Annotated in this window: 24 protein-coding genes; 7 read left to right on the top strand and 17 right to left on the bottom strand. The window is 67.6% G+C overall.

The genetic code is table 11. The features are described from left to right. Positions 1-42: 42 nt before the first annotated feature. Both BMZ17_RS03650 and rpoE read right to left on the bottom strand, forming a co-directional pair. Positions 43-897 carry a sigma-E factor negative regulatory protein gene (locus BMZ17_RS03650; protein WP_093135923.1) on the bottom strand — a complete coding sequence of 285 codons (855 nt, stop codon included), beginning with the start codon at positions 895-897 and terminating at the stop codon, positions 43-45. After that, entirely contained in the window at positions 894-1,511 is a 618-nt protein-coding gene (gene rpoE / locus BMZ17_RS03645; RefSeq protein WP_093135919.1) for an RNA polymerase sigma factor RpoE, read from the bottom strand. The genes BMZ17_RS03650 and rpoE overlap by 4 nt, the downstream gene beginning before the upstream one ends. Before the next feature lie 232 nt (positions 1,512-1,743). On the opposite strand from rpoE, the gene BMZ17_RS03640 reads away from it, so the two are divergent. Together BMZ17_RS03640 and BMZ17_RS21110 are read left to right on the top strand one after the other, a co-directional pair. After that, positions 1,744-3,804, top strand: a complete 2,061-nt coding sequence (locus tag BMZ17_RS03640; RefSeq protein WP_093135914.1) for a 3-hydroxyacyl-CoA dehydrogenase NAD-binding domain-containing protein — start codon at positions 1,744-1,746, stop codon at positions 3,802-3,804. Between the two features lie 93 nt (positions 3,805-3,897). Then, positions 3,898-4,071, top strand: coding sequence for a hypothetical protein (locus BMZ17_RS21110; protein ID WP_175485463.1), 174 nt, complete (start codon positions 3,898-3,900; stop codon positions 4,069-4,071). A 24-nt stretch (positions 4,072-4,095) separates the two neighbouring features. On the opposite strand, the gene BMZ17_RS03635 is transcribed toward BMZ17_RS21110, so the two are convergent. The 14 genes from BMZ17_RS03635 to BMZ17_RS03570 all read right to left on the bottom strand — a co-directional run bounded on the left by BMZ17_RS03635 (position 4,096) and on the right by BMZ17_RS03570 (position 15,793). Further along, positions 4,096-4,704 carry a hypothetical protein gene (locus BMZ17_RS03635; protein WP_093135910.1) on the bottom strand — a complete coding sequence of 203 codons (609 nt, stop codon included), beginning with the start codon at positions 4,702-4,704 and terminating at the stop codon, positions 4,096-4,098. Positions 4,705-4,719: 15 nt separating this feature from the next. After that, positions 4,720-5,067, bottom strand: coding sequence for a PilZ domain-containing protein (locus BMZ17_RS03630; protein ID WP_093135905.1), 348 nt, complete (start codon positions 5,065-5,067; stop codon positions 4,720-4,722). Further along, the gene (locus BMZ17_RS03625) at positions 5,064-6,023 is read right to left on the bottom strand and encodes a DNA polymerase III subunit delta' (protein ID WP_093135901.1); all 960 of its coding nucleotides are present in this window, start codon (positions 6,021-6,023) and stop codon (positions 5,064-5,066) included. Before BMZ17_RS03625 ends, BMZ17_RS03630 begins: the two co-directional genes overlap by 4 nt. Beyond that, a complete protein-coding gene (gene tmk / locus BMZ17_RS03620; protein WP_093135896.1) occupies positions 6,020-6,667 on the bottom strand; it encodes a dTMP kinase in 648 nt (215 codons plus the stop codon). The genes BMZ17_RS03625 and tmk overlap by 4 nt, the downstream gene beginning before the upstream one ends. Then, positions 6,664-7,791 (bottom strand): endolytic transglycosylase MltG, encoded by a 1,128-nt coding sequence (gene mltG / locus BMZ17_RS03615; RefSeq protein ID WP_093135891.1) that lies wholly within the window; start codon positions 7,789-7,791, stop codon positions 6,664-6,666. The genes tmk and mltG overlap by 4 nt, the downstream gene beginning before the upstream one ends. A gap of 61 nt (positions 7,792-7,852) precedes the next feature. Continuing rightward, positions 7,853-9,223: an aminodeoxychorismate synthase component I gene (locus BMZ17_RS03610; RefSeq protein WP_093135887.1), complete on the bottom strand. Its 1,371-nt coding sequence runs from the start codon at positions 9,221-9,223 to the stop codon at positions 7,853-7,855. 78 nt (positions 9,224-9,301) lie between these two features. Continuing rightward, entirely contained in the window at positions 9,302-10,540 is a 1,239-nt protein-coding gene (fabF, locus tag BMZ17_RS03605) for a beta-ketoacyl-ACP synthase II (RefSeq protein WP_093135883.1), read from the bottom strand. 129 nt (positions 10,541-10,669) lie between these two features. Further along, the gene (acpP, locus tag BMZ17_RS03600; RefSeq protein WP_014161144.1) at positions 10,670-10,909 is read right to left on the bottom strand and encodes an acyl carrier protein; all 240 of its coding nucleotides are present in this window, start codon (positions 10,907-10,909) and stop codon (positions 10,670-10,672) included. 113 nt (positions 10,910-11,022) lie between these two features. After that, positions 11,023-11,772 carry a 3-oxoacyl-ACP reductase FabG gene (fabG, locus tag BMZ17_RS03595; protein WP_093138019.1) on the bottom strand — a complete coding sequence of 250 codons (750 nt, stop codon included), beginning with the start codon at positions 11,770-11,772 and terminating at the stop codon, positions 11,023-11,025. Beyond that, positions 11,769-12,716, bottom strand: coding sequence for an ACP S-malonyltransferase (fabD, locus tag BMZ17_RS03590; RefSeq protein ID WP_093135878.1), 948 nt, complete (start codon positions 12,714-12,716; stop codon positions 11,769-11,771). Before fabD ends, fabG begins: the two co-directional genes overlap by 4 nt. An 87-nt stretch (positions 12,717-12,803) precedes the next feature. Continuing rightward, positions 12,804-13,595, bottom strand: a complete 792-nt coding sequence (locus BMZ17_RS03585; RefSeq protein ID WP_093135874.1) for a BUD32 family EKC/KEOPS complex subunit — start codon at positions 13,593-13,595, stop codon at positions 12,804-12,806. A gap of 377 nt (positions 13,596-13,972) precedes the next feature. Continuing rightward, entirely contained in the window at positions 13,973-14,968 is a 996-nt protein-coding gene (locus BMZ17_RS03580) for a beta-ketoacyl-ACP synthase III (RefSeq protein WP_093135869.1), read from the bottom strand. Between the two features lie 80 nt (positions 14,969-15,048). Continuing rightward, positions 15,049-15,243 (bottom strand): 50S ribosomal protein L32, encoded by a 195-nt coding sequence (gene rpmF / locus BMZ17_RS03575; protein WP_093135864.1) that lies wholly within the window; start codon positions 15,241-15,243, stop codon positions 15,049-15,051. Between the two features lie 43 nt (positions 15,244-15,286). Continuing rightward, a complete protein-coding gene (locus BMZ17_RS03570) occupies positions 15,287-15,793 on the bottom strand; it encodes a YceD family protein (protein WP_093135860.1) in 507 nt (168 codons plus the stop codon). A 117-nt stretch (positions 15,794-15,910) separates the two neighbouring features. On the opposite strand from BMZ17_RS03570, the gene BMZ17_RS03565 reads away from it, so the two are divergent. Next, positions 15,911-16,480: a Maf family protein gene (locus tag BMZ17_RS03565; RefSeq protein ID WP_093135857.1), complete on the top strand. Its 570-nt coding sequence runs from the start codon at positions 15,911-15,913 to the stop codon at positions 16,478-16,480. Here the strand turns inward: BMZ17_RS03565 and BMZ17_RS03560 are convergent, their stop codons facing one another. Beyond that, positions 16,481-18,346, bottom strand: a complete 1,866-nt coding sequence (locus BMZ17_RS03560; RefSeq protein ID WP_093135852.1) for a glycosyltransferase family 39 protein — start codon at positions 18,344-18,346, stop codon at positions 16,481-16,483. A 43-nt stretch (positions 18,347-18,389) separates the two neighbouring features. Here BMZ17_RS03560 and BMZ17_RS03555 point away from each other — a divergent pair, with 43 nt between their 5' ends. Genes BMZ17_RS03555 through BMZ17_RS03540 form a run of 4 tightly spaced genes read left to right on the top strand, consistent with a single transcriptional unit; the run spans position 18,390 to position 22,838 of the window. Continuing rightward, positions 18,390-19,343: an AAA family ATPase gene (locus tag BMZ17_RS03555; RefSeq protein ID WP_175485462.1), complete on the top strand. Its 954-nt coding sequence runs from the start codon at positions 18,390-18,392 to the stop codon at positions 19,341-19,343. Between the two features lie 3 nt (positions 19,344-19,346). Beyond that, entirely contained in the window at positions 19,347-20,312 is a 966-nt protein-coding gene (locus BMZ17_RS03550; RefSeq protein WP_093135849.1) for a DUF58 domain-containing protein, read from the top strand. Between the two features lie 14 nt (positions 20,313-20,326). After that, the gene (locus BMZ17_RS03545) at positions 20,327-22,288 is read left to right on the top strand and encodes a transglutaminase TgpA family protein (protein WP_093135846.1); all 1,962 of its coding nucleotides are present in this window, start codon (positions 20,327-20,329) and stop codon (positions 22,286-22,288) included. Between the two features lie 16 nt (positions 22,289-22,304). Next, complete coding sequence (locus BMZ17_RS03540) at positions 22,305-22,838, top strand: Slp family lipoprotein (protein WP_093135843.1); 534 nt, start codon at positions 22,305-22,307, stop codon at positions 22,836-22,838. The last annotated feature ends 25 nt before the right edge of the window (positions 22,839-22,863 follow it).

Raw genomic sequence — 22,863 nt, 5'->3', positions numbered from 1 at the left:
GAAGCGACTGGCCGGCGGCATGCGTGGGCATGCCGCGCGGAGTCAGGGTTGCGGCGTGGAAGCCGGCGGCGTGGCGCTGGCCGGCGACTCGCTCAGGCGCGGCTGGAACGGGTAGTACGGCGCCTGCTCGCCCGGCGCGTAGCCGGCGCTGTAGGCCCCGCCCGCGCGGAACTGCGGCAGGTTCGCCCGCGGCCACGGCCGCGCGGCCGCCTGACCCAGGTGGGCACCGGCGAACGGATCCTGCGTGGCAGCCACTTCAGCAGAAGCTGCACGGGCCGGCGGCGCGTTGACCGCGGCCAGCGCCTGCTGGGTGATGCTGGCGGTGGCGCGCGCGGCCTGCTGGTTGCGCGTGGCGCTGCCGCGCCGGCTGTCGTCGGCCCGGCGCGGCAGGCTGGCCACGGCGACTGCGGTGCCGGCCAGTGCAGCGCCGGCATCGGCAGCGGGCGTTTGCACCGGCGCAACCGGGGTTGCCGGCGGCGTCCCACTGTTCAAAACAGGCGCCACGCTGGCCAGTTCGGAAGCCGGCGCGCTCGCCTGCGGCTTGGTCTGCTGGCCGGCCATGAACAAGGCCACCAGCGCCACGGATGCGGCAATCGCCCCACCGCCCCAACGCAACAGGCGGTTGCGCGGACGACGGAACTCCTGGTTGGCGGCCGGCTGTACGGACTGCGCGGCGATGGCCGCGGCGACGCGCTCGGCAAAGCCCTGCGGCGCCGGTGCCTGGGCGCGGCCGCGCAGCACGTCACCGCACAGCTGCCAGCGTTCCCAGGTGTCGTTGAGCTCCGAGTCCTCGGCCATGCGCCGCATCAGGAAGCGCGCCTGGTCCGGTGCCAGCTCGCCGTCCATCAACGCGGACATCTGCTGGCGGTAATGCTGCTGGAATTTATCGTCGATCATCGCGCGCGCTCCCGGGTGGCGCTGTCGGTGTCGAGCAGCGGCCGCAATTCCACGTCGATCGCATCGCGCGCACGGAAGATGCGCGAGCGCACCGTGCCGATCGGGCAGCCCATCCTGGCGGCGATCTCGTCGTAGCTCAGCCCTTCGACCTCGCGTAGGGTGATGGCCATGCGCAGTTCTTCGGGCAGCGCGGCGACGGCCTTCATCACGGTCTGTTCGAGCTGTTGGCGCATGAGCTCACGCTCGGGCGTGTCGGTGTCGCGCAGGCGCGCGCCAGAGTCGTATTGCTCGGCGTCGGACGCATCGACATCGTCGGTGGGCGGGCGGCGGTTGTGGGCAACCAGATGGTTCTTGGCAGTGTTCACGGCGATCCTGTGCAGCCAGGTATAGAACTGCGCGTCTCCACGGAAACTCCCGATGGCGCGGTAAGCGCGCATGAAAGTGTCCTGTGCCACGTCCTGGCATTCGCTCCAGTCATGTACGTAGCGGCCGATCAGCGCCAGGATCCGGTGCTGGTACTTGCGCACCAGCAGGTCGAACGCGGCGCTGTCCCCGCGCTGTACGCGCTTGACCAGCTCGAAATCCAGCTCGATCGGTGGATCAGCTTCAGCCATGCCGGGCCGCACACCTGTGGGCGCCGTCATGGTCCGCATCCTGTGACCGCGGCGGCGGCGGAAAGTTCACCGTCGGCATGAAGGTCCTGCTGCAAGGGGATTCGAACCGGAAAGTAGCGCATCGCGCGTGGACTGCCTGTCAGGTGCCTGCGTTTGAGGTGGGGATTTGACGCAGGCCAAACAACCTCACGATCATAACTGGCTCCCCGTACCGTAACGGATGGTCCACTCCATGACAGCCAGCTTCGATGGGCTCCGATTCAGTCACTGGCGCACGGAGACCCGTCCGGACGGCGTGGTCGTCGTGTCCTTCGACCGCGAGAACGCCTCGGTCAACGCCTTCTCCCAGGACGTGCTGATCGAACTGGGCACGTTGATCGAACGCCTGGCCATCGACCCGCCCAAGGGTGTGGTGATCGCCTCGGCCAAGAAGGCCTTCGCCGCCGGCGCGGACCTGAAGGAGTTCCAGGAGTTCGACCGCAAGGGCACGGTCAACGACGCGATCCGTCGCGGCCAGGCCACCTTCCAGAAGCTGGCCGAACTGCCCTGCCCGACCGTCGCGGCGATCCACGGCTTCTGCATGGGCGGCGGCACCGAGATCTCGCTGGCCTGCCGCTATCGCGTGGCGTCCAAGGACGCCTCGACCCGCATCGGCCTGCCGGAAACCAAGCTGGGCATCTTCCCCGGCTGGGGCGGCAGCGCACGCCTGCCGCGCCTGATCGGCGCGCCGGCGGCGATGGACCTGATGCTGACCGGCCGCACCGTCTCGGCCAGCGCCGCGCGCGCGATGGGCCTGGTCGACAAAGTCGTGGACCAGGCTGTCCTGATCGACACCGCGGCCACGCTGGCGCTGAAGGGCACCACGCGACCGTTCAAGCAGCGCGCGTTGGGCTGGGTCACCAATACGCTTCCCGCGCGCAAACTGCTGGCTCCGCAGATGGCCAAGCAGGTCGCGCGCAAGGCACGCAAGGACCAGTACCCGGCGCCGTATGCGCTGATCAACACGTGGGAGCGTTTCGGCGGCAAGGCCATCAACGCGCGCCTGGATGCCGAGCGTCGCGCGGTGGTCAAGCTGGCCAGCACGCCGACCGCGCGCAACCTGGTGCGGATCTTCTTCCTGACCGAACGCCTGAAGGGCCTGGGCGGCAAGGATCATGGGATCAAGCACGTGCACGTGATCGGCGCCGGCGTGATGGGCGGCGATATCGCCGCGTGGTCAGCCTACAAGGGCTTCGAGGTGACGCTGCAGGATCGCGAGCAGCGCTACATCGATCCGGCCATGACCCGGGCGCAGGCGCTGTTCGAGAAGAAGGTCAAGGACGAGAGCAAGCGTCCGGCCGTCGCCGCACGCCTGAAATCCGACCTGGTCGGCGCAGGCGTGGCCAGCGCCGATCTGGTGATCGAAGCCATCATCGAGAATCCCGAAGCCAAGCGCGCGCTCTACCAGAGCGTCGAGCCGCAGCTGAAAGCCGATGCGCTGCTGACAACCAACACTTCATCGATCCCGTTGGTGGAGTTGCGCGACCACATCGCCAGGCCCGCGCAGTTCGGCGGCCTGCACTACTTCAATCCGGTGTCGATGATGCCGCTGGTGGAAATCGTCCATCACGACGGCATGTCGGCCGAGACCGGGCAACGCCTGGCGGCGTTCTGCAAGGCGCTGGACAAGTTCCCGGTGCCGGTCGCGGGCACGCCGGGCTTCCTGGTCAACCGCGTGCTGTTCCCGTACATGCTCGAAGCGGCGACCGCCTACGCCGAAGGCATTCCCGGTGCGGTGATCGACAAGGCCGCGGTGAAATTCGGCATGCCGATGGGCCCGATCGAACTGATCGACACCGTGGGCCTGGATGTTGCCGCCGGCGTGGGCAAGGAGCTTTCACCCTTTCTCGGCCTGCAGGTGCCGGCGGCGCTGGCCACGGTCGAACCGGACAAGCGCGGCAAGAAGGACGGCCAGGGCCTGTACAAGTGGGAGAACGGACGCGCGGTCAAACCCGAGGTGCCCAAGGACTACCAGGCGCCGGACGACCTGGAAGACCGCCTGATCCTGCCGCTGCTCAACGAGGCCGTGGCCTGCCTGAATGACGACGTGGTAGCCGATGCGGATCTGCTCGATGCCGGCGTGATCTTCGGCACCGGCTTCGCGCCGTTCCGCGGCGGCCCGATCCAGCACATCCGCGCCACCGGCGCCGATGCCCTGGTCGAACGCCTGCGCACGCTGCAGGCGCGCCATGGCGACCGCTTTGCGCCGCGTCCGGGCTGGGATAACCCGGCCTTGCGCGAGCCGATCGCCTGATCGTCGATCCAACGCGCCGACCGCCGCCGGCTGCAAGCCGCGCGGCGGATCGGGCATCATGATCCGCCTTCGAACCACGACGACCTGACCTGCATGTTCAATCTGTCTGCGCCGAGTGCCGGCACCTATTTCCTGTCGCTGCTGCTCGGCGGCCTGGGCGTCGCCGCCAGGCTGCACTACATCCCGGCGCTGGTGCCATATGCGTTCTGGCTGCTCTGCGCCGGCCTGGTCGTGCTGCTGCTGGGCAACCTGCTCAAGAGCCTGTAAGCGCAAGCCACGACGCCGCGCGCGTCAGCACCCCATCTCGATCGACACATCGAACTGGGTGACTTCCACCCAGCGCAGGCCATCCCACCGCTCCAGCTTCATCCGCAGCAGGCTGGGCGCCACGTAGGACGCACCTTCGCCGGCGCGTGGCACGCCTTCGGCGATGCGCTCCCAAGACGGGTTGCTGCCTTCCTGCGCACGCACCGCGGCCAGCAGTTCGGCCTTGCTGAAGGCGGGAAAGCATTCCGCCTGTTCGGGCGTGGGTTCGGGAATCTGAAAGCGGCCGTCGCCCGGATCGGCGATGGTCTGCCAGGACGACGTGCAGTGCTTCCAGTCGATCAGATCCAGATGCGGACCTTCGCCACTGATCGCCAGGCTGGTCTGATGCTGGATACGCACCCGCAACGTGTCGCGCGGCCTGGCCGGATCCTGCTCGATCGTCATCAGGCGAACGCCATCACCCAGTCCCGGCTGCAGCGTGTAGTGCAACTGCAGCGGTGACGATTGCGACAGCAATGGCTGGGACTCCTGCCCGGCCCACACTTGCACGAGGCGGATGTCTGCGTGGCCCGGAAACGACATCGCCAGCGCCCCATACAGGACACTGGCGATCAGGAAGCGACGCGGCCGCATGTGCAGTGCGCCTGGTTACATCGTGTGCGTGGGCTTGTCGGCGTTGAGCGTGCCGGCCAGCAGGGTTTCGATGCGGTTGCGCACCGTGTCGCCCTCGCCGCCTTCGGTGAACTGCACGCCGATGCCGGCCGTGCGGGCACCCTGTGCGCCGACCGGCGTCACCCAGATGACCTTGCCGGCCACCGGCAGGCGCTCGCTGGATTCGGGCAGGGTCACCAGCACGAAGACCTCATCGCCCAGGAAGTAGCGCTTGGGCGTGGGCACGAAGATGCCGCCGTTCTTCACGAAGGGGATGTACGCGCTGTAGAGCTGCGCCTTGTCTTTCACTGTCAGCGACAGGATGCCGCCCTTTGTTGCATTCATCCCCGAGCTCCAAGAACCGGCCCGCGCGAGCCATCGCGCCAGGCCAGCAGCAGATCCACCATTGCCAAATCGGCGCGCACCGTCGTGCGCAAGAGGTCGCGCGTGCGGTTGGCCGCGTCGAACCATGTAGCCAGCTTGTTCAATCGTGCCGGATCGGTCAAGGCCGGATCGGCCGCCTGGGCCAGCACCAGATCCGCGGCGAAGCGCAGGCGCAACGCCGCGTGCTCGTCGTTGGCCCAGCGCTGGGCGGTTTCGACCACCGCCAGTTGGCCGCGTTCGAGCTTGCCCAGATCGCCGGCCACTTCACGCCGCAGCGCCATGCCGCCCTCGCTCATCCACGACAGCGCCAGGCCGGGGTGGCCCTGCGCGGCGTCCAGCGCTTCGGCACAGGCACCTGGCGGAAAGCCGTGCCCGGCCAGCCAGGCCATCGCCTCGGCGTGCGTGGGCAGGCGCACTTCCAGCTTCTGGCAGCGGCTGCGGATGGTCGCCGGCAGGCGCATCGGATTGGCGCTGAGCAGCCACAGGTAGCGACCGGGCTGCGGTTCTTCCAGGGTCTTGAGCAGCGCGTTCCAGGCGGCGTTGTTGACCGCATCGGCCGGATCGATCACCGCCACCTGTGCCCGCCCGTACTGCGGGGTCAGGTTGAGCTTCTGCGACAGTTCGCGGATCTGCTCGATGATGATCTCGGTGCGCAGTTTGGTGCCATCGCGCGTGGGAATGAACGACACCTGCTGCAGGTCCGGATGCGTGCCTGCATCGATCAGCTGCGTGTCGCGGTTGTTGCCATCGGGCGCCCCGCCGCTCAGCACGTGCCGCGCCAGGCGATCGGCGATGGCCCGCTTACCCAGCCCGGCCGGGCCGCACAGCAGCAGCGCATGGCCCAGGCGGCCGGCCTGCAAGGCATCGATGGCCTGGTCGTAGGCGCGCTGCTGCCAGGGCGCGAAGGCGGCGCTCATGCCTGCGCCTCCAGCCAGCCGCGCACCGCGGCGGCGACATCGCCGGCCACGGCCTGTGGCGACTGCGAGGCGTCGATCACGCGGAAGCGCTGCGGAAAGGCCTGCGCACGCCGGCGGTAGCCTTCGCGCACGCGTTCGAAGAAATCGTCCTGCTCGCTTTCAATCCGATCCGGCCACAGGTCGCGACCGGCGGTGCGGGCGCGCCCTTCACGCACGTCCAGATCCAGCAGCAGGGTCATCGCCGGGGCCACATGCACCACGCGGCGCTCGAGCTCCTCCACCAGGCTGCGGTCCAGGCCGCGGCCGTGCACCTGGTAGGCGTAGCTGGAATCGGTGAAGCGATCGCTCACCACGAACGCGCCACGCGCCAGGGCCGGCACGATCACGCGCTGCACGTGCTGCGCGCGCGAGGCGAACATCAGCAGCAGCTCGGCTTCCGGCGCCAGCGCTTCATCGCCTGGCTCCAACAGGATGCCGCGCATGCGCTCGGCCAGCGGCGTGCCGCCCGGCTCGCGCGTCAGCACGACCTCAAAGCCGGCGGCCTGCAGCGTGTCGCGGATCGCGCCCAGCGCGCTGGTCTTGCCCGCGCCTTCGCCGCCTTCCAGGCTGAGGAAGCGCGGATGTTCCACCGATTGCGGGCTCACGGCTGCTTGGCCTTGGCGTCGGGCGCCGGCGTGGCCTGCGCATCGGCCGGCGGCAACGCGGCTTCTTCTTCCGGCAGCGGCGGGCGGCGCATGCGATCCAGGTACTGACGTACGGCGGCGTTGTGCTGGGCCAGCGTGGCCGAGAACACGTGTCGGCCGCTGCCATCACCCAGTGCGACGAAATACAGCGCATCGCCCGCTGCCGGATGCGTGGCGGCCTGCAGCGCATCGCGCCCGGGCATGGCGATCGGCGTCGGCGTCAGGCCCACGCGCGTGTAGGTGTTGTACGGCGTGTCGGTGGTCAGGTCGCGGCGGCGGATGTTGCCGTCGTAGGCGCTGCCGATGCCGTAGATCACGGTCGGATCGGTCTGCAGCTTCATGCCCATCGCCAGGCGCCGTGCAAACACGCCGGCGATCTGCGCGCGCTCCTCGGCGATGCCGGTTTCCTTCTCCACGATCGAGGCCAGGATCAGCGCCTGGTCGGGCGTGGTCAGCGGCAGGTCCTCGGCGCGCTGCGCCCACGCGGCGGCCAGCGTCTTTTCCATGTCGTCATGGGCGCGCTTGAGCACGTCGATGTCGCGGTCGCCGCGCGAGTACACGTAGGTCTCGGGCAGGAAGCGGCCTTCCGGATGCTCGCCGGCGTGGCCGATCGCGGTCATCAGCGCGGCATCGTCGAGCGTGGCGGTCTCGTGCAGCAGCGGCATGGCGGCGTTGAGCGCGGCGCGCAACTGGCGGAAATTCCAGCCTTCCACGATCGTCACGCGGTATTGGATGATGTGGCCGGCGCGCATGTTCTGCAGCAGCGTGCGCGGCGTGGTGCCCGGCTCCAGCGCGTACTCGCCGACCTTGAGCTTGCCGGCGGCATCGAGCTGGCGGGCCAGCACCTGCCATTCCAGGTCGGTGCCTACGGTGATTCCCTGCCCGCGCAAGCGCGCCAGCACGCCACGGAAGGAATCGCCCTGCTTCACCTGCGCGATCTGACCGGCCTGCAGGCCCGGCAACGGCGCGGACTGGAAACTTTGATAGCGCTGCCAGCCCCACAGCGCGACGGCCGCAACCGCCAGCGCAAGCAGGACCACAACAAGGAGGATGGCGCGGAGGGCGCGCCTGCAACCTGATGCCACGGCGATCAGTCAGCGGTGAGAACGGTCGCGCAGGATACCAGCCGCCCGTGGTGAAGGCCGTTCAGGCGCCACCGACCGGGCTGAGCGCGGCCAGCATGCCGCGCGCCTTGGCACGGGTTTCTTCCAGCTCGGCGCCGGGCTGAGAATCGACCACGATGCCGGCGCCGGTGCGGAAGCGCAGCGTGCTGCCGCCCTCGGCGTCCACCAGCTGCGCGCTGCGGATCAGGATGTTCAGGTCCAGGTCGCCATCACGGCCGAGCCAGCCGAACGCGCCGGTGTAGGCACCGCGCGGGGTCTGCTCCAGCTCGGCGATGATCTGCATGCAGCGCACCTTGGGACAGCCGGTGATCGTGCCGCCGGGAAACGTCGCGGCGATCACCTGCCCCGGCGTGACCTCGGCGCGCAGCTGGCCGCGCACGTTGCTGACGATGTGGTGCACGTGCGCGTAACTCTCCACCGTCATCAGCTCGTCCACCTCGACGCTGCCCGGCGTGCACACGCGGCCCAGGTCGTTGCGCTCCAGGTCGATCAGCATCACGTGCTCGGCGCGCTCCTTGGGATGGCCGACCAGCTCGCGGATGCGCGCGGCATCGTCGTCGCCTTCGAACCGCGCGCGCGTGCCGGCGATCGGGCGCGTTTCGGCGATGCCGCCGCGCACCGACACCAGCCGCTCCGGCGAGGCACTGACTACGGCCACACCGTCATGCCGGAACAAGCCAGCAAACGGCGCCGGATTGCAGTCACGCAGTCGCGCATACAGCGCCGCCGGATCCAGCGGCGTATCGAACCGCGCCTGCCAGCCACGCGAGAGGTTCACCTGGAAGATGTCGCCTGCCGCAAGGTAATCGAGGATGCGGCCGACACCATCGAGGAACGCCTGCGGCGCATCTTCGACCAGCGCGGACGGCGGTTGCCAGTGCGGTGCATCCAGGCGCGAGGCGGCTTCAAGATCCACCGCAATCGTATCGAGCAAGGCAGCATGTTCGGGCTCGGCGACGGCGATGCATTCACCGGTCGCGCGATCGCGCAGCACCGCCGCTGGACAGCGCAATGCCAGCGCGGTCGCCATGCCGTCGTCATCAACAGGCAGCTGCAGCACCGGCTCAACCTGGCCGGCCAGCTCATACCCGAGCATCAAGGCCCAGCCGCCGTGGAACGGCCAGCGCGGCTCATCGCGCAAGGCGCGCAGTGGCTGCCATTGCGCGTCGAGCAGATCCAGAAACGCACCGTCCAACACTTCGCCCTGCAGCGTGCGCGTCACGCCTTGCGCATCCAGGCGCAGGCCTTGCCCGTTGCCGGCCAGCAGCAGATCCCAGCGCCCATGCGCCGTGCCCGAGGCCACCGACTCCATCAGCAGCGGATAGCGCGACGGCGCCACCCGCTGCAGCGACAGCAGGTCGAAGTGATCAGGCAGCGGGCGGGTCAGCAGCATGCAGTGTCCTTCTCAAACGCACATCGGGAGCGGATTGCGCCGCTCCCGATGGAGGTGTTACCGGTGCGATCGCGTGAATCAGAGGCGCTTGAACACCAGCGTGCCGTTGGTACCGCCGAAGCCGAAGCCATTGGACATGGCCACGTCGATCTTCTTGTCGCGCGCGACGTTGGGCACGTAGTCGAGGTCGCACCCTTCGCCCGGATTGTCCAGGTTGATGGTCGGCGGGATCACGTTGTCGTGCAGCGCCATCACGGTGAAGATCGCTTCCACGCCGCCCGCGGCACCCAGCAGGTGGCCGGTCATCGACTTGGTCGAGCTGACCATCATCTTGTAGGCGTGGTCGCCCATCGCACGCTTCATCGCCAGCGTCTCGGCCAGGTCGCCCAGCGGCGTGGAGGTGCCGTGCGCGTTGAGGTATTCGACCTGCTCCGGAGTAACGCCGGCGTCCTTCATGGCCATGGTCATGCAACGCGCCGGACCATCGCCGTTCTCGCTGGGCGCGGTCATGTGCCAGGCGTCCTGGCTGGCGCCGAAGCCGGCCAGCTCGCAGTAGATGCGCGCGCCGCGGGCCTTGGCGTGTTCGTATTCTTCGATCACCAGGATGCCGGCGCCATCGCCCATGACGAAGCCGTCGCGATCGGCGTCCCACGGGCGCGAGGCGCGCGTCGGATCGTCGTTGCGGGTGGACATGGCCTTCATCGAGCAGAAGCCGGCCATCGAGGTCGGCGACGAACCGCGCTCGGCGCCGCCGGCGACCATCACGTCGGCATCGCCGTACTGGATGGTGCGCATGGCCATGCCGATCGAGTGGTTGGCGGTCGCACACGCCGACACCGCGGAGAAACCCGGGCCCTTGAGGCCCTTCATGATGCTCAGGTGGCCCGGCAGCATGTTGATGATGGTGCTGGGGATATAGAACGGCGAGACCTTGCGGACGCCGCCCTCGACGAATTTTTCGGTCTGCTGCTCGATGCCCAGAATGCCGCCGATGCCAGAACCGACCATCGCGCCGATGCGCTCGGCATTGGCTTCGGTCACTTCGATGCCCGAATCGTCCAGCGCCATCAGCGAGGCGGCGACGCCGTAATGGATGAAGGCATCCATCTTCTTGGCATCCTTCGGGTTGATGAAGCGGGTGATCTCCAGATCACGCACTTCACCGCAGATGCGGGTGGGGAAAGTCGAGGCATCGAACGAGGTCAGCGGGCCGATGCCCGAACGACCATTCCTGATGCCGTCCCAACTGCTGGCCAGGTCATTGCCCAACGGCGAGACCATGCCCATGCCGGTAACGACGACGCGACGTCGGCTCATAACGTTCTACTCCGCAATGCTGCTGGCCGGCCGCTGCCGGCGTTGACTGGGAACTTACGGCGCCGTGGCGCCAGATGCGCGCGGGGCCGCAATCGCGGCCCCGGCGTGACTTGCTTCCATCAGGCCGGATCAGGCCTTGACGTGGGCCTTGACGTAGTCGATGGCCTGCTGGACGGAGGTGATCTTCTCGGCCTCTTCGTCCGGAATTTCGCACTCGAACTCTTCTTCCAGCGCCATGACCAGCTCGACGGTGTCCAGGGAGTCGGCGCCCAGATCGTCCACGAACGATGCGCTGGTGGTGACTTCTTCTTCTTTGACGCCAAGCTGTTCAACAACAATCTTCTTGACGCGTTCTTCAATGCTGCTCATGGATTCGCTCCAGCCGGAGATGGGTAAACACGGGATAGTGTAAGGGAAAGCAGGCGTTGCGGACACGATGCCGCAAGCCTCGGTGAATCAGCCACTTAGGGCCGAATTCTGTGTCACGGCATGTACATGCCGCCATTGACGTGCAAGGTTTCGCCAGTGATGTACTTGGCCGACGGGCTGGCCAGGAAGGCCACCGCGTTGGCGATATCGGCCGGCTCGCCCAGATGCCCCAGGGCAATCTGGCCCTGCAGCGCGGTCTTGGCGTCCTCGGGCAGCGACTTGGTCATGTCGGTATCGATGAAGCCCGGTGCCACCACATTGACGGTGACGCCGCGCGAACCGATTTCCTTGGCCAGCGACTTGGAGAAGGCAATGATGCCGGCCTTGGCGGCCGCGTAGTTGGTCTGGCCGGGGTTGCCGGTCACGCCGACCACCGAGGCGATGTTGATGATGCGGCCCTTGCGCGCCTTCATCATGCCGCGCATCACGGCCTTGGACGTGCGGAACACGCTGGACAGGTTGGTGTCCAGGATCGCGTTCCAGTCCTCGTCCTTCATTCGCATCAGCAGGTTGTCGCGGGTGATGCCGGCGTTGTTGACCAGGATCGAGATCGGGCCGAATTCCTTCGCCGTCGCCTCGATCAGGGCATCGACCGCTGCGGCGTCGGTGACGTCCAGCGTGCGGCCGTGGCCACCGATGCTTTCCATGCGCTGGGCGATGGCCTGCGCACCGTTGTCGGTGGTCGCCGTGCCGATCACGATCGCGCCCTGCGCGGCCAGCAGGTCGGCGATGGCCGCGCCGATGCCGCGGCTTGCGCCGGTGACCAGGGCGATCTCGCCTTCCAGGGGACGTGCTGCGTTCATGCGGTTTTCCATGTGTCGAGGGCGCCCTGGAAATCAGCCGGCGTAGACAGCGCGCGGCCGTCGATGGACTTGTCGATGCGCTTGATCAGGCCGGTCAGCACCTTGCCCGGGCCGCATTCGGCGATGCGGGTCGCGCCGGCGGCAGACAGCGCCTGCACGCATTCGGTCCAGCGCACCGGCAGGTACAGCTGGCGCACCAGCGCCTCGCCGATGGCCTCGATCGTGTCGTGCACCTGGGCGTCGACGTTCTGCACCACCGGCAGTGCCGGCAGGTGCCAGGCGGTGCCCTTGATGGTTTCGGCCAGGCGGTTGGCGACTTCGCGCATCAGCGGCGTATGCGAGGGCACGCTGACGGCCAGCTTCACCGTCTTGCGCACGCCGCGTGCATTGAGTTCGGCGATCGCCGCATCGACGGCCTCGGCGTCACCGCCGATCACAATCTGGCCGGGCGAGTTGTAGTTGGCCGGGACCACGACCTTGGTGCCGGAAACCTGCTCGCAGACTTCGACGACCATCGCGTCTTCGGCGCCAAGCACGGCCGCCATCGCGCCGACACCCGCCGGTGCGGCTTCCTGCATCAGTTGGCCGCGGATGCGCACCAGGTGCGCGCCATCGTGCAGCGACAGCGCGCCAGCAGCGACCAGCGCGGTGTACTCGCCGAGGCTGTGGCCGGACAGCAGCGCCGGCGTCGGGCCGCCTTCCTTGCGCCACAGGCGCCACACGGCGATGCCGGCGGCCAGCAGCGCAGGCTGGGTGTATTCGGTGCGGTTGAGCATTTCTTCCGGGCCGCCCTGCGAGAGCGCCCACAGGTCTGCGCCTGCGCCGTCGGAAGCTTCACTGAAGGTATCGCGCACCTGCGGGTGCAGCTCGGCCAGTTCGGCCAGCATGCCCAGCGATTGCGAGCCCTGACCCGGGAAAACGAAGGCGAGTGTGGAATCTGTCACGCGCGGGAATGCCCTGGTGCGAAAAAACGAGCGGGGATGATACGGGTGAAACCGCTCGCGCGTCTGTACTGGGGCGTATTGCCGCGCTCAGCCCACCAGCAGGCGCAGCACATCCAGGTCGCCATCGCTGAACCAGTCGATCGCCAGCGTGCCGATCACCAGCACGCTCAGCGTGGTGGCCGAATGCAGCACCAGCACCGCGTGCGACAGCCTGCGTGCCCGGCGCCCCAGTCGATTGCACACCGCGGCCAGGCGCTGCAGACGACCCGTCACCTGATGGGTCTGTGCGTTCACATCGCGCGTTTCACCCGACATCGCTTCCTGCATCAACGCCTGCAGCGCCTCGGGACGCTGTTCGTAATAACGGGCCACGCCGTAGCCGAACATCAGCCAGTCGCGCGCCTGCGCCTGCGCCAAATCCATCACCTCCAGCGGGTCCTCCTCGAAATCGATGAAGCCGATCCGGCGACCGTCGAAGGTCATGTTGCGCGGCAAGGGCTGGCCGAAATACGCACCGGTCGCATGCGCCTGCCCGATCGCCTGCAGCGCCAGGCGCACAAGGCGGTCGCAGCCTTCTTCGTCGCGCGCATCGCGCAACCAGCCCGCGAGCGAGCGTCCGTTGTCACTGAGCACCAGCGAATCCTTGCCGCGACCGAGCACCTGCGGCACGTGTACGTGCTGGGCGGCGAGTTCGCCCAGGCGACGCGCCTCGGTATCGAGTGCCTCGCCGCCCACGCGATGCGGCGGTGGCCGCAGCGGCCCCATGCCCATGCGTTGCGCAATGAAATCCAGTGCGCCCAGCGACAGCGCGCGGCTACCGCCGTCGCCGTAGCGCTTGAGCCAAGCCTGGCGGCCTTCCATCTGGATCAGTTCAACCATGGGGGGTCTCCGTCATTCCATGACAGCGCGTCATGTCGGAAACATGTTAAACGCCCGGCGTTAACGCAAATGAAACACGCGCGTCGCAACCCGCAACGCAGCGCTCGCGAACGCATGGAAGCCCGATGCGACGGCGCCGTACTTTTGCAGTGATCTATTCACATCGCACGCACAGCTGATGCGCGTGCTCGGCAGCGCGCATGGGACAAGGCCGCATCCGCTCATCAAGCGATGCCGAAAGTTTGAGCCGTCGAAGGCAGACACGCGCACAACCATCGCGCGCCGATGCATTGCGCATGCGCAGCGACGCGAATCAAGCAAAGGAATTACAACAGACCATCAAACGCCACGGCCAAGCCAGTGGCGCCAGCAAAGACTCAGTAGCGAATCAGCGCCGAGCCCCAGGTGAAACCGCCACCAAAGGCTTCCAGCAGCAGCAGCTGGCCACGCTGGATGCGGCCATCGCGCACGGCTTCGTCCAGGGCCAGCGGCACCGACGCAGACGACGTATTGCCGTGCTTGTCGACGGTCACCACGACCTGGTCCATCGACATATCCAGGCGCTTGGCCGTGGCTTCGATGATGCGTAGGTTGGCCTGGTGCGGGACCAGCCAGTTGAGGTCGCTCTTGTCGAGCTGGTTGGCGTGCAACGCCTCGTCCACGACCGAGTCCAGCGCCTTGACGGCGTACTTGAACACGTCGTTGCCCTTCATCAGGATCCGCGAGCCGTTGTTGACCTCGTCGGTGTTGAAGCCGGCCGAGATGCCGACCGGATTCCACAGCAGCTCCTTCTTGCTGCCATCGGCATGCAGATGGGTGCTGAGGATGCCGGTCTCGCCGTCGGCCTTGAGCACGACCGCGCCTGCGCCGTCGCCGAACAGCACGCAGGTGGTGCGGTCGGTCCAGTCGGTGATGCGGGTCAGCGTCTCGGCGCCGACCACCAGCACGGTCTTGGCATCGCCGGTGCGGATGAACTTGTCCGCCACCGTCAACGCATAGATGAAACCCGAACAGGCCGCGTTGACGTCCAGCGCCATGCAGCCTTCGGCACCCAGCCGTGCCTGGATCAGGCAGGCGGTGGAGGGAAACACGATGTCCGGCGTGGTGGTGCCCACCACGATCATGTCGATGTCCGACGGCGCGACACCCGCCGCTTCAAGCGCACGCAGCGAGGCCTGGTAACCCAGGTCGCTACTGTTCTCGCCTTCGGCGGCGATGTGACGCTCACGGATGCCAGTGCGGCTGCGGATCCACTCGTCGCTGGTCTCGACGATCTTGGACAGATCGTCGTTGGTCAGGACTTTTTCCGGCAGAAAGCTGCCGGTGCCTGCGATACGCGAGTAGATACGACCGTTCGTCACCGGCTGGCTCATCATGATTCCCGTTGCGCGACCCGCAAGACGGGCCTGAAGTATGAAACCGTCAGGCGCGCATCAACGCGCGCCGGCGGGGATCACTCTTCGCTGACAGCCGACGACTTGGTCGCGATGACCTTCTTGCCACGGTAGTAACCGTCAGCGGTCACGTGGTGACGGATGTGGGTCTCGCCCGTAGTCGGGTCGGTCGACAGCTGCTTGGCGGTGAGGGCGTCGTGCGAACGGCGCTGGCCGCGACGGGACGGGGTGACGCGGGATTTCTGAACTGCCATGGTCTTGCTCCAAACGAGTCTTTATTAAACCGCCAGGCGGCGGTCAGTTCTTCTTGAGCGAAGCCAGCGCCGCGAACGGGCTGGCCTTCGCCAGTTCTTCCTGCCGCGGGGAGACATCAAGCTCCACTGCGGGCAACTCCGGATTCATCGGTACTGCAGGCACGGCCAGCACCAGTTCGTCCTCGATCAGATCCAGCGTCCGCAGCATGCCGTCTTCGGGCACCAGCAGCGCTTCGACATCTTCCGGCAACGCCGCTTCGTCGGCCTCGTCCTTGATCAGGCCGAGTTTCTGCACCATCGACACCGGAAACAGGAACCGCTGCAGGCTGCGCTGGCATTCCAGCGGCAGCGCCGTCTCGATCTTCAGTTCCACGTAAGGCACCTGCAGCGCATCGCGATCGAACTGCAGCGCGAACGTCACCTCACCCTCGGCATCGGTCAGCAGACCTTCCAGCCGGCGCAATGCCGCCAGCGGCACCTTGCCTTCGAAGCTACGCCGTGCCGCGACCATGCGCCAAGCATCTAGGATTTCGGGCACGTGCGCGGACATAAGCCGCAAAATGGTAGAGAGCCGCCGCGGCCGTGTCAAATCGGGGTGATCCCGGCGTTGCAGCCCGGCGTTCGGCGAGGCCACACTGCCCGCCCCTCTCCCGCCGGGCTTTCCCGCATGTCGCTGATCCTGGCGTCCACCTCAGTGTACCGCCGCGAGTTGCTGGAACGCCTGCGCCTGCCGTTCCAGGCCGCCCGTCCGGACGTGGACGAGACGCCGCTGCCCGGCGAAACCCCGCGTGCCCTGGCCGAACGACTGGCCCAGGCCAAGGCCCAGGCCATCGCCCGACAGCTTCCGGAAAGCTGGGTGATCGGCTCGGACCAGGCCGCCGACCTGGACGGCCAGCCGCTGGGCAAGCCGGGCCAGCGCGACGCGGCGATCGCCCAGCTGACGGCGATGTCCGGGCGCCAGGTCCAGTTTCACACCGCGGTCTGCGTCAGTCATGGCGAGCGGAACCTGGCCGCCCTGGACACCACCACCGTCACCCTGCGCCGACTGACCCACGACGAGATCGCGCGCTATGTAGATGCCGAACAGCCTTTCGACTGCGCTGGCAGCTTCAAGTGCGAAGGCTTGGGCGTCACGCTGTTCGAGGCCATCGAAACGCGCGATCCGACCGCCCTGATCGGACTACCACTGATTGCGACGGCCACATTGCTGCGGCAGGCCGGCTTTACCCTGCCCTGATCACTGCTGGCCGGACAGCATCACCGGCTGCTCGGACCAGTCTTCGACCGAACCATCCGCGGCATGCAGCCGCAGGCCAAGCCAGTGCCGCCCGACCTTGAAGGCGCGCGCATCGACCCGGGCACGGAAGCCGACGTTCGGATGCTGGGGATCGTTGGAGATCTTCCAGTAGGCCGCCACGCCCGGATTGGGCAGGCCGTAGTCGGCCTTTGACACGACCTTGCCGTCGATCAACACCTCGACCGCCTTGAGGCCGACGCCATCCTTGAAGGCCCAGCCGCTGATCTCGAACTGGCCAGGCACGGTTGCACTGTCGACCGGCGTATCGATCCAGGCCAGCGCCGGTGCCGTGCAGGCCGCCGCATCGGGCAAAGGCGCATCTGCATCGCGCTTGGGCAGATAGAACAGCATGAAGCGCTGGCGCCCGTGATCGACGTTGATGACCCGCGGTGACGGCAGCGGCCCGACCCGCGCGCACAGCGCGTGGTACTGCACGAGCAATCCTTTGTACTGCACCTCGCTGGCACCGACGACCAGCAGCTGCGCGGTCGAACTGGCGCCATCACTCTGCAGGTTCCACAGGCGCAGCTGCGGTGCACGACCGTGCTTGACGTTGAGCGGGTGGTCGAGCACCGGGATCGCGTCATCGCCCAGCGCAAAGCCCAGTTCGGAGCCCAGCTTGAAGTTGTCGGCCAGCAGGCCGGTCTGACCCGGATGGCGCGCCAACTCCTCGCGCACTGCCCGCGCCAGCACATCCCAGCCGGCGAAGTTGTAGGGATAGAACTTGCTCGACGCCAGGTCGGCCCGCCAGCGTGGCACCGAGGCCACCAGGTAATAGCCCAGCACCACCGCCAGGCCAGCGCCACACATGGCCCAGGTCAGGCGCCGCAACCAGCGCGGCCAGGCGCGCAGCAACGCGGGTACCGCCAGCAGCAGCGGCAGGTAGCCAGGCAAGGTCCAGTGGAAGCTGACACGTTCGACATCGGCGAAGAAACCCAGCACGAAGAAGCCCAGCGTCGACAGCCCGCCCAGCAGGCCGAAGTAGCGCCACTGCGACGGCATCCCGCTGGCCTTGCCGAAGGCGCGCGTCAGCACCTGCAGCAAGGCATAGAACAGCAGCGGCGTAACCAGCGCGGCCTGGATCACCAGGAACAGCAATCCACCCCACTGGAAGGTCCACGGATGCCGATCAACCAGCTGGAAGCGCAGGCCTGCATCGGCGTTCTCGATGTTCCAAGCAATCAACGGCGCCCACGCCGCGATGCCCAATGCCAGTGCGACCCACACGCGCACGTCGCGCAGCACCTTGCGCCCCTCAGGCAACAACAGCAGCGCAATGCAGCCCACGCCGATCACGCCGACGAAGCGGTAATGACTCAATGCACCAATCACCAGGCCGAGTGCGAGTTCGGCGGCGGCCGCCGCATCGATCTCGCGCAGCAGGCGCGCGCCGGCATTCAGGCATAACACCGTGGCGAAGGCCATCGGCACATCGGGCACGGCCATGATGCCGAGGCTTCCTGACAACGGCATCAGCAACACCAGCATGCCCGCACGCCAGCCTGCGACGGCACCGAACCAGCGCGAGCCGATTCCCGCAAGAAACCACGGCAACAACGCCGACAACAGCAGGAACGGCATGCGGATCGCCAGCACGTGCTGACCGCCGATCGCCGTGCCCAATCGCGTCATCCACGCGGTCAATCCGGGCAGGTCCGAATACGCCGCAGCGAGGTGCCGACCTTCCTGCCAATAGAAGGCCTCATCGACAAACAAGGGCAAGCGCGCCGCGATCAGGATCTTGATCACAGTCAGGCACACCCACAGCGTCAGGAACGTGCGCTGTGCGCGCGCTTCTTCATTCATATTGCCGCTACACTCGATTGGAATCAGCGAAACCGGAAGTCCTATGCAGGCCAGTCCCGCAGCACCGACGATGCTAACCGATGACTTGTTCAAGGCATTGCAGCAGGCACAAGCCCAGGTAAACGCACTGGTACTCGGCAAGCCGCTGCAGGTACGACTGGCCTTCGTCGCCCTGCTTGCCGATGGTCATCTACTGATCGAAGACCTGCCCGGCCTGGGCAAAACCACGCTGGCCCACGCGCTGGCCGCGACCTTGGGCTTGGGCTTCCAGCGCGTGCAGTTCACCTCGGACCTGTTGCCGGGGGACGTGCTCGGTGTATCAATCTACGACGCACAGGCGCGACAGTTCCAGTTCCATCCTGGCCCGGTGTTCACCAACGTACTGCTGGCCGATGAGATCAATCGCGCGCCGCCGCGCACGCAGAGCGCGTTGCTGGAAGCCATGGCCGAACACCAGGTCACGCTCGACGGCACCACGCACGTGCTTGACGAGCCGTTCTTCGTGATCGCCACGCAGAATCCGGTGGATCTGTCGGGCACGTATCCGTTGCCTGATTCGCAGCTGGATCGCTTCCTGTTGCGCATGGGCCTGGGCTATCCGGATGCGAAAGACGAGCGCGCCCTGCTGGCCGGCAGTGACCGCCGCGAACTGATTGCCCAGGTCCATCCGCTGCTCGGCATCCAGGACATCCTGGCGCTGCGCAGCGCGGTGGCACGCGTGCATGCCAGCGATGCACTGATCGATTACGTGCAGGCGCTGCTCACGCGCAGCCGCCAGCATCCCGGTGTGCGCGTGGGCCTGTCGCCGCGTGCCGGCCTGGCGCTACTCAAGGGCGCACGCGCGCATGCGCTGTTGCTGGGCCGCGACCACGTGTTGCCCGAGGACGTCCAGGCACTGTTCTCGGCCGTGGCCTCGCATCGCCTGGTGCCGGATGCGGAAGGCGCCTCGGCCACTGAACTCTCCCACGCCATCCTGCGTGCGGTGGCGGTGGACTGAACCATGGCGGCGGCCTTCGTGCAGCGCTTGCGTGCGAGGTTGGCGCTGCTGGCACGGCCGCGTTCGCCGGAAAGCCTGCCGGTCACGCTTGATCGGCGTCGCGTGTACGTGCTGCCCACCGCGTTCGGCATGTTCGCCGGCGTGCTGGTTGCGACCATGCTGCTGGGCGCGCTGAACTACAACAACAATCCGGCCCTGCTGCTCGCGCTGCTGTTGGCGGCGACCTTCATGGCCAGCCTGATGGCTTCGCATTTGCAGTTGTCCGGCCTGCGCATGACGTCGGTGACCGCCGAGCCGGTCCATGCCGGCACGCCCCTGCAGTTACAGATCGCGCTGGCCGCGCACGACCGGCGCCCGCGCATCGGCTTGCGCCTGCGCGCGGGCACGCACGATGTGCTGGTGCCACCGATCACCGATGCCGCCGTCGTCGCAAGCGTCGCCTGCCCGACCACGCGCCGCGGCTGGCTCCAGCCCGAGCGACTGCGCCTGTCCACGACCCAGCCACTGGGCGTGGCGCTCGCCTGGTCGTGGCTGTGGCCCGAGACGCCGCTACTGGTTTATCCGGCGGTGGAGATCGACGGACCACCACTACCCGAACCGGCCGGCACCTCGCGCCAGACGCGCGTCGATGCCGCAGGCGAAGAACTGCACCACCTGCGCGCATATCGTCCCGGCGATCCGCAGCACACCATCGCCTGGAAGCCCAGCGCAAGGCGCGATGTGCTGCTGGTACGCGAGTACGAACAGCCCGTCGGCATCGAAGTCACCCTGGACTGGACGTTGCTTGCGCCGTTGACCCACGAAGCCCGCATCCGCCGCCTGACCCACTGGATCGAGCTGGCCGAGCGCCAGGCGCGGCGCTATCGCCTGCGCCTGCCCGGCCACGCACCGATCGGCCCTGCGCTGGGCCCGGCCCATCGTCACCAGTGCCTGCGTGCATTGGCGCTGCTGCCGCAGGGGCGCACGTGATCGGGACGCGGAGCATGTCGCGCTCACCCGCGCTGGATGCGCGCAGCCGGATGTGGGCACTGGCCTCGGCCGCGTTCGGCCTGCTGCCACTGTTGCTGCAGCTGCCGGGCACGACCGCCATGGCCGTCGGCCTGATCGGCGTGTTGAGCGCCTCGGTGTCGTGGCGACGACCGATCCCGCTGGTGCTGCGCATCCTGTTGGCGATCGCCGCGCTGGCCGCCGTGCTGTGGGCGGCGGGCCCGCGCTTCGGCCGCGATACCGGCTGCGCGTTGCTGGCGGCGATGCTGGCGATCAAGCCGACCGAAACGGTCTCGCTGCGCGATGGCCGCAGCCTGGTCGGGTTCGCGCTGTTCGCGCCGTTTGCCGCATTCCTGCTCGACCAGGGGCCGATGACGATGGCACTGGGCCTGCTGTCGGTGCTATGCGCGCTGGTGGCGATACTGCGCCTGGCGGCACTGGAATCGGGCCTGCTGGCGGCCGATGGCATCAGTGCCGGACGCACCAATCACTGGCAGATCGGCCGCCTGGTGCTGATGGGCCTGCCGCTGGTGCTGCTGACCTTCTGGCTGTTTCCGCGACTGGGCAGTCCGCTGTGGGGATTACCCGACCGCGCGGTCGGGCGCCCCGGCCTTTCAGACACGATGAGCCCCGGCGAATGGGTCGACCTGCTCGCCGATGACACCCCGGCCGCGCGCGTGACCTTCTTTGGCCCGACGCCGCGGCCGTCGCAGATGTACTGGCGCGGCCCGGTCATGAGCGAGTTCGACGGACGCACGTGGCGCCAGGGCTGGAGTGGCGGTCGGCCGCCGGCACCGACGACACGCCAGGGCACGCGTTACGACTACCAGCTCGACTACGAACCGACCGACCGCCGCCAGCTGGTCGCACTCGACCTGGCAACCGCTGCGCCGGATGGCACCCGCCTGTCCGGCGATTACGAACTCAGCGCGCAGCGACCGCTGTCTTCGCTGACCCGCTGGCGCCTGCAATCGCAGGCCGTCGCCACCTTCGATGCGCAGCGCGCGCCACAGCAGCTGCGCCAGGACTTGCAGCTCCCGGGCGGCTTCAATCCCCGCACGGTGGCGCTGGGCAGGCAGTGGCGGGCCGAAGCCGGTCCCAATGGCGATGCCGCCATCGTCGCGCGCGCGATGGCGATGATCCGCAAGGACTTCGCCTACACGCTGGACGTGCCGCTGCCGGGCCGCGACATCGCCGATGAGTTCCTGTTCCAGACCAAGCAGGGCTTCTGCGAACACTTCAGCTCGTCGTTCGTGATCCTGATGCGCGCCGCCGGCATCCCGGCACGGGTGGTCACCGGCTATGTCGGCGGCGTGCGCAATCCCATGGGCGGCGGTTACTGGATCCTGCGTCGCCAGGATGCCCACGCCTGGGCCGAAGTCTGGTTGCCGCAGCGCGGCTGGGTGCGCGTCGATCCCACCGCCGCGGTGGCGCCCGAGCGCATCTACGACACGCTGGACGATCGTGCACAGGCCGGCGGCGATGGCGGCCCCGACAGCCTGTTCAACATGAGCCGCTATGCCCAGGTCAGCGACTGGCTGCGCAGCAACTGGAACGACCTGGTCCTGGGTTTCAATGCCGAGCGCCAGAGCCAACTGCTCAAGCCCTTCGGCGTGGACCAGCTGGACGAAGGCAAGCTTGGCCTGCTGTTCGCGCTGGCCGGCGGCGCGACCTTGTTGGGCATGGCCTGGCTGCTCGCCCGCGGCGAACGCGAAGCCGATCCGCTGCTGCGCCAGTGGCATCGCCTTGGCCGGCGCTATCGGCGCCTGGGCCTGCAGCCCGAGCCATCCGAACCCGCCTTGGCCTGGGCCCAGCGCGTGCGCCTGGCGCGAAGTGACAAAGCCGCCACAAACGAGAACCTCATCTCACTCAGCCAGCGTTTCGCACAAGCGCGCTACGCTTCCACTCACGCGGACGTCCGGGCGCTGATACGCGATCTTCGCCGGCACCGTCCGTGACTACTGCGAGGCCTGTATGAACACCACGTCTTCCGTTCGCCTGCTGGCTGTTGGCGCCATGGCGATCCTCCTTGGCGCCTGCGCCACGGCTCCCAAGCCCCTGCAGGGCGAATTCCCCGGCGTGACGCCGCGCGACGCGGTGACTGGCGCCCAGGTTGGCGCGCAGGTTCGCTGGGGCGGCCGCATCGTCGAGACCCGTCCGGGTGCCGACAGCACCTGCTTCGAGATGATCTCCGCACCGCTGAGCGCCACGGGCCGTCCGCAGAGCAACTCGCCTGATGCCACCGATGGCCGCTTCATCGCCTGCCGCGCCGGCTTCTACGATCCGGCGATCTTCGCCAAGGATCGCGAAGTGACCTTCATCGGTCGCGTCGAAGGCACCGGCACCACCCGCATCGGCGACTACGACTATCGCCTACCGAAGGTCAACGCAGACGTGGTCTACCTGTGGCCGGAAGTGCGCGAGGTGCAGGTGCGCCCGTATCCGTCGCCGTACTTCTACGATCCGTTCTGGGGTCCGGGCTGGGGCCCGCGCTGGGGCTGGTGGTAATCCAGGCCTGAGGGCTTGAGATGGA

This window comes from Pseudoxanthomonas sp. GM95, assembly GCF_900109775.1.
In the GTDB taxonomy this organism is placed as follows: domain Bacteria; phylum Pseudomonadota; class Gammaproteobacteria; order Xanthomonadales; family Xanthomonadaceae; genus Pseudoxanthomonas_A.
Note: the sequence above shows the minus strand (reverse complement) of the source record. Positions and strands in the feature narration are given on the sequence as shown.

Bases quoted from the DNA above. Each gene is read 5' to 3' on its own strand.
- BMZ17_RS03650 (WP_093135923.1), bottom strand. From the start codon at position 897: ATGATCGACGATAAATTCCAGCAGCATTACCGCCAGCAGATGTCCGCG.
- rpoE (WP_093135919.1), bottom strand. From the start codon at position 1,511: ATGGCTGAAGCTGATCCACCGATCGAGCTGGATTTCGAGCTGGTCAAG.
- BMZ17_RS03640 (WP_093135914.1), top strand. From the start codon at position 1,744: ATGACAGCCAGCTTCGATGGGCTCCGATTCAGTCACTGGCGCACGGAG.
- BMZ17_RS21110 (WP_175485463.1), top strand. From the start codon at position 3,898: ATGTTCAATCTGTCTGCGCCGAGTGCCGGCACCTATTTCCTGTCGCTG.
- BMZ17_RS03635 (WP_093135910.1), bottom strand. From the start codon at position 4,704: ATGCGGCCGCGTCGCTTCCTGATCGCCAGTGTCCTGTATGGGGCGCTG.
- BMZ17_RS03630 (WP_093135905.1), bottom strand. From the start codon at position 5,067: ATGAATGCAACAAAGGGCGGCATCCTGTCGCTGACAGTGAAAGACAAG.
- BMZ17_RS03625 (WP_093135901.1), bottom strand. From the start codon at position 6,023: ATGAGCGCCGCCTTCGCGCCCTGGCAGCAGCGCGCCTACGACCAGGCC.
- BMZ17_RS03610 (WP_093135887.1), bottom strand. From the start codon at position 9,223: ATGCTGCTGACCCGCCCGCTGCCTGATCACTTCGACCTGCTGTCGCTG.
- fabF (WP_093135883.1), bottom strand. From the start codon at position 10,540: ATGAGCCGACGTCGCGTCGTCGTTACCGGCATGGGCATGGTCTCGCCG.
- acpP (WP_014161144.1), bottom strand. From the start codon at position 10,909: ATGAGCAGCATTGAAGAACGCGTCAAGAAGATTGTTGTTGAACAGCTT.
- fabG (WP_093138019.1), bottom strand. From the start codon at position 11,772: ATGAACGCAGCACGTCCCCTGGAAGGCGAGATCGCCCTGGTCACCGGC.
- BMZ17_RS03585 (WP_093135874.1), bottom strand. From the start codon at position 13,595: ATGGTTGAACTGATCCAGATGGAAGGCCGCCAGGCTTGGCTCAAGCGC.
- BMZ17_RS03580 (WP_093135869.1), bottom strand. From the start codon at position 14,968: ATGAGCCAGCCGGTGACGAACGGTCGTATCTACTCGCGTATCGCAGGC.
- rpmF (WP_093135864.1), bottom strand. From the start codon at position 15,243: ATGGCAGTTCAGAAATCCCGCGTCACCCCGTCCCGTCGCGGCCAGCGC.
- BMZ17_RS03570 (WP_093135860.1), bottom strand. From the start codon at position 15,793: ATGTCCGCGCACGTGCCCGAAATCCTAGATGCTTGGCGCATGGTCGCG.
- BMZ17_RS03565 (WP_093135857.1), top strand. From the start codon at position 15,911: ATGTCGCTGATCCTGGCGTCCACCTCAGTGTACCGCCGCGAGTTGCTG.
- BMZ17_RS03560 (WP_093135852.1), bottom strand. From the start codon at position 18,346: ATGAATGAAGAAGCGCGCGCACAGCGCACGTTCCTGACGCTGTGGGTG.
- BMZ17_RS03555 (WP_175485462.1), top strand. From the start codon at position 18,390: ATGCAGGCCAGTCCCGCAGCACCGACGATGCTAACCGATGACTTGTTC.
- BMZ17_RS03550 (WP_093135849.1), top strand. From the start codon at position 19,347: ATGGCGGCGGCCTTCGTGCAGCGCTTGCGTGCGAGGTTGGCGCTGCTG.
- BMZ17_RS03545 (WP_093135846.1), top strand. From the start codon at position 20,327: ATGTCGCGCTCACCCGCGCTGGATGCGCGCAGCCGGATGTGGGCACTG.
- BMZ17_RS03540 (WP_093135843.1), top strand. From the start codon at position 22,305: ATGAACACCACGTCTTCCGTTCGCCTGCTGGCTGTTGGCGCCATGGCG.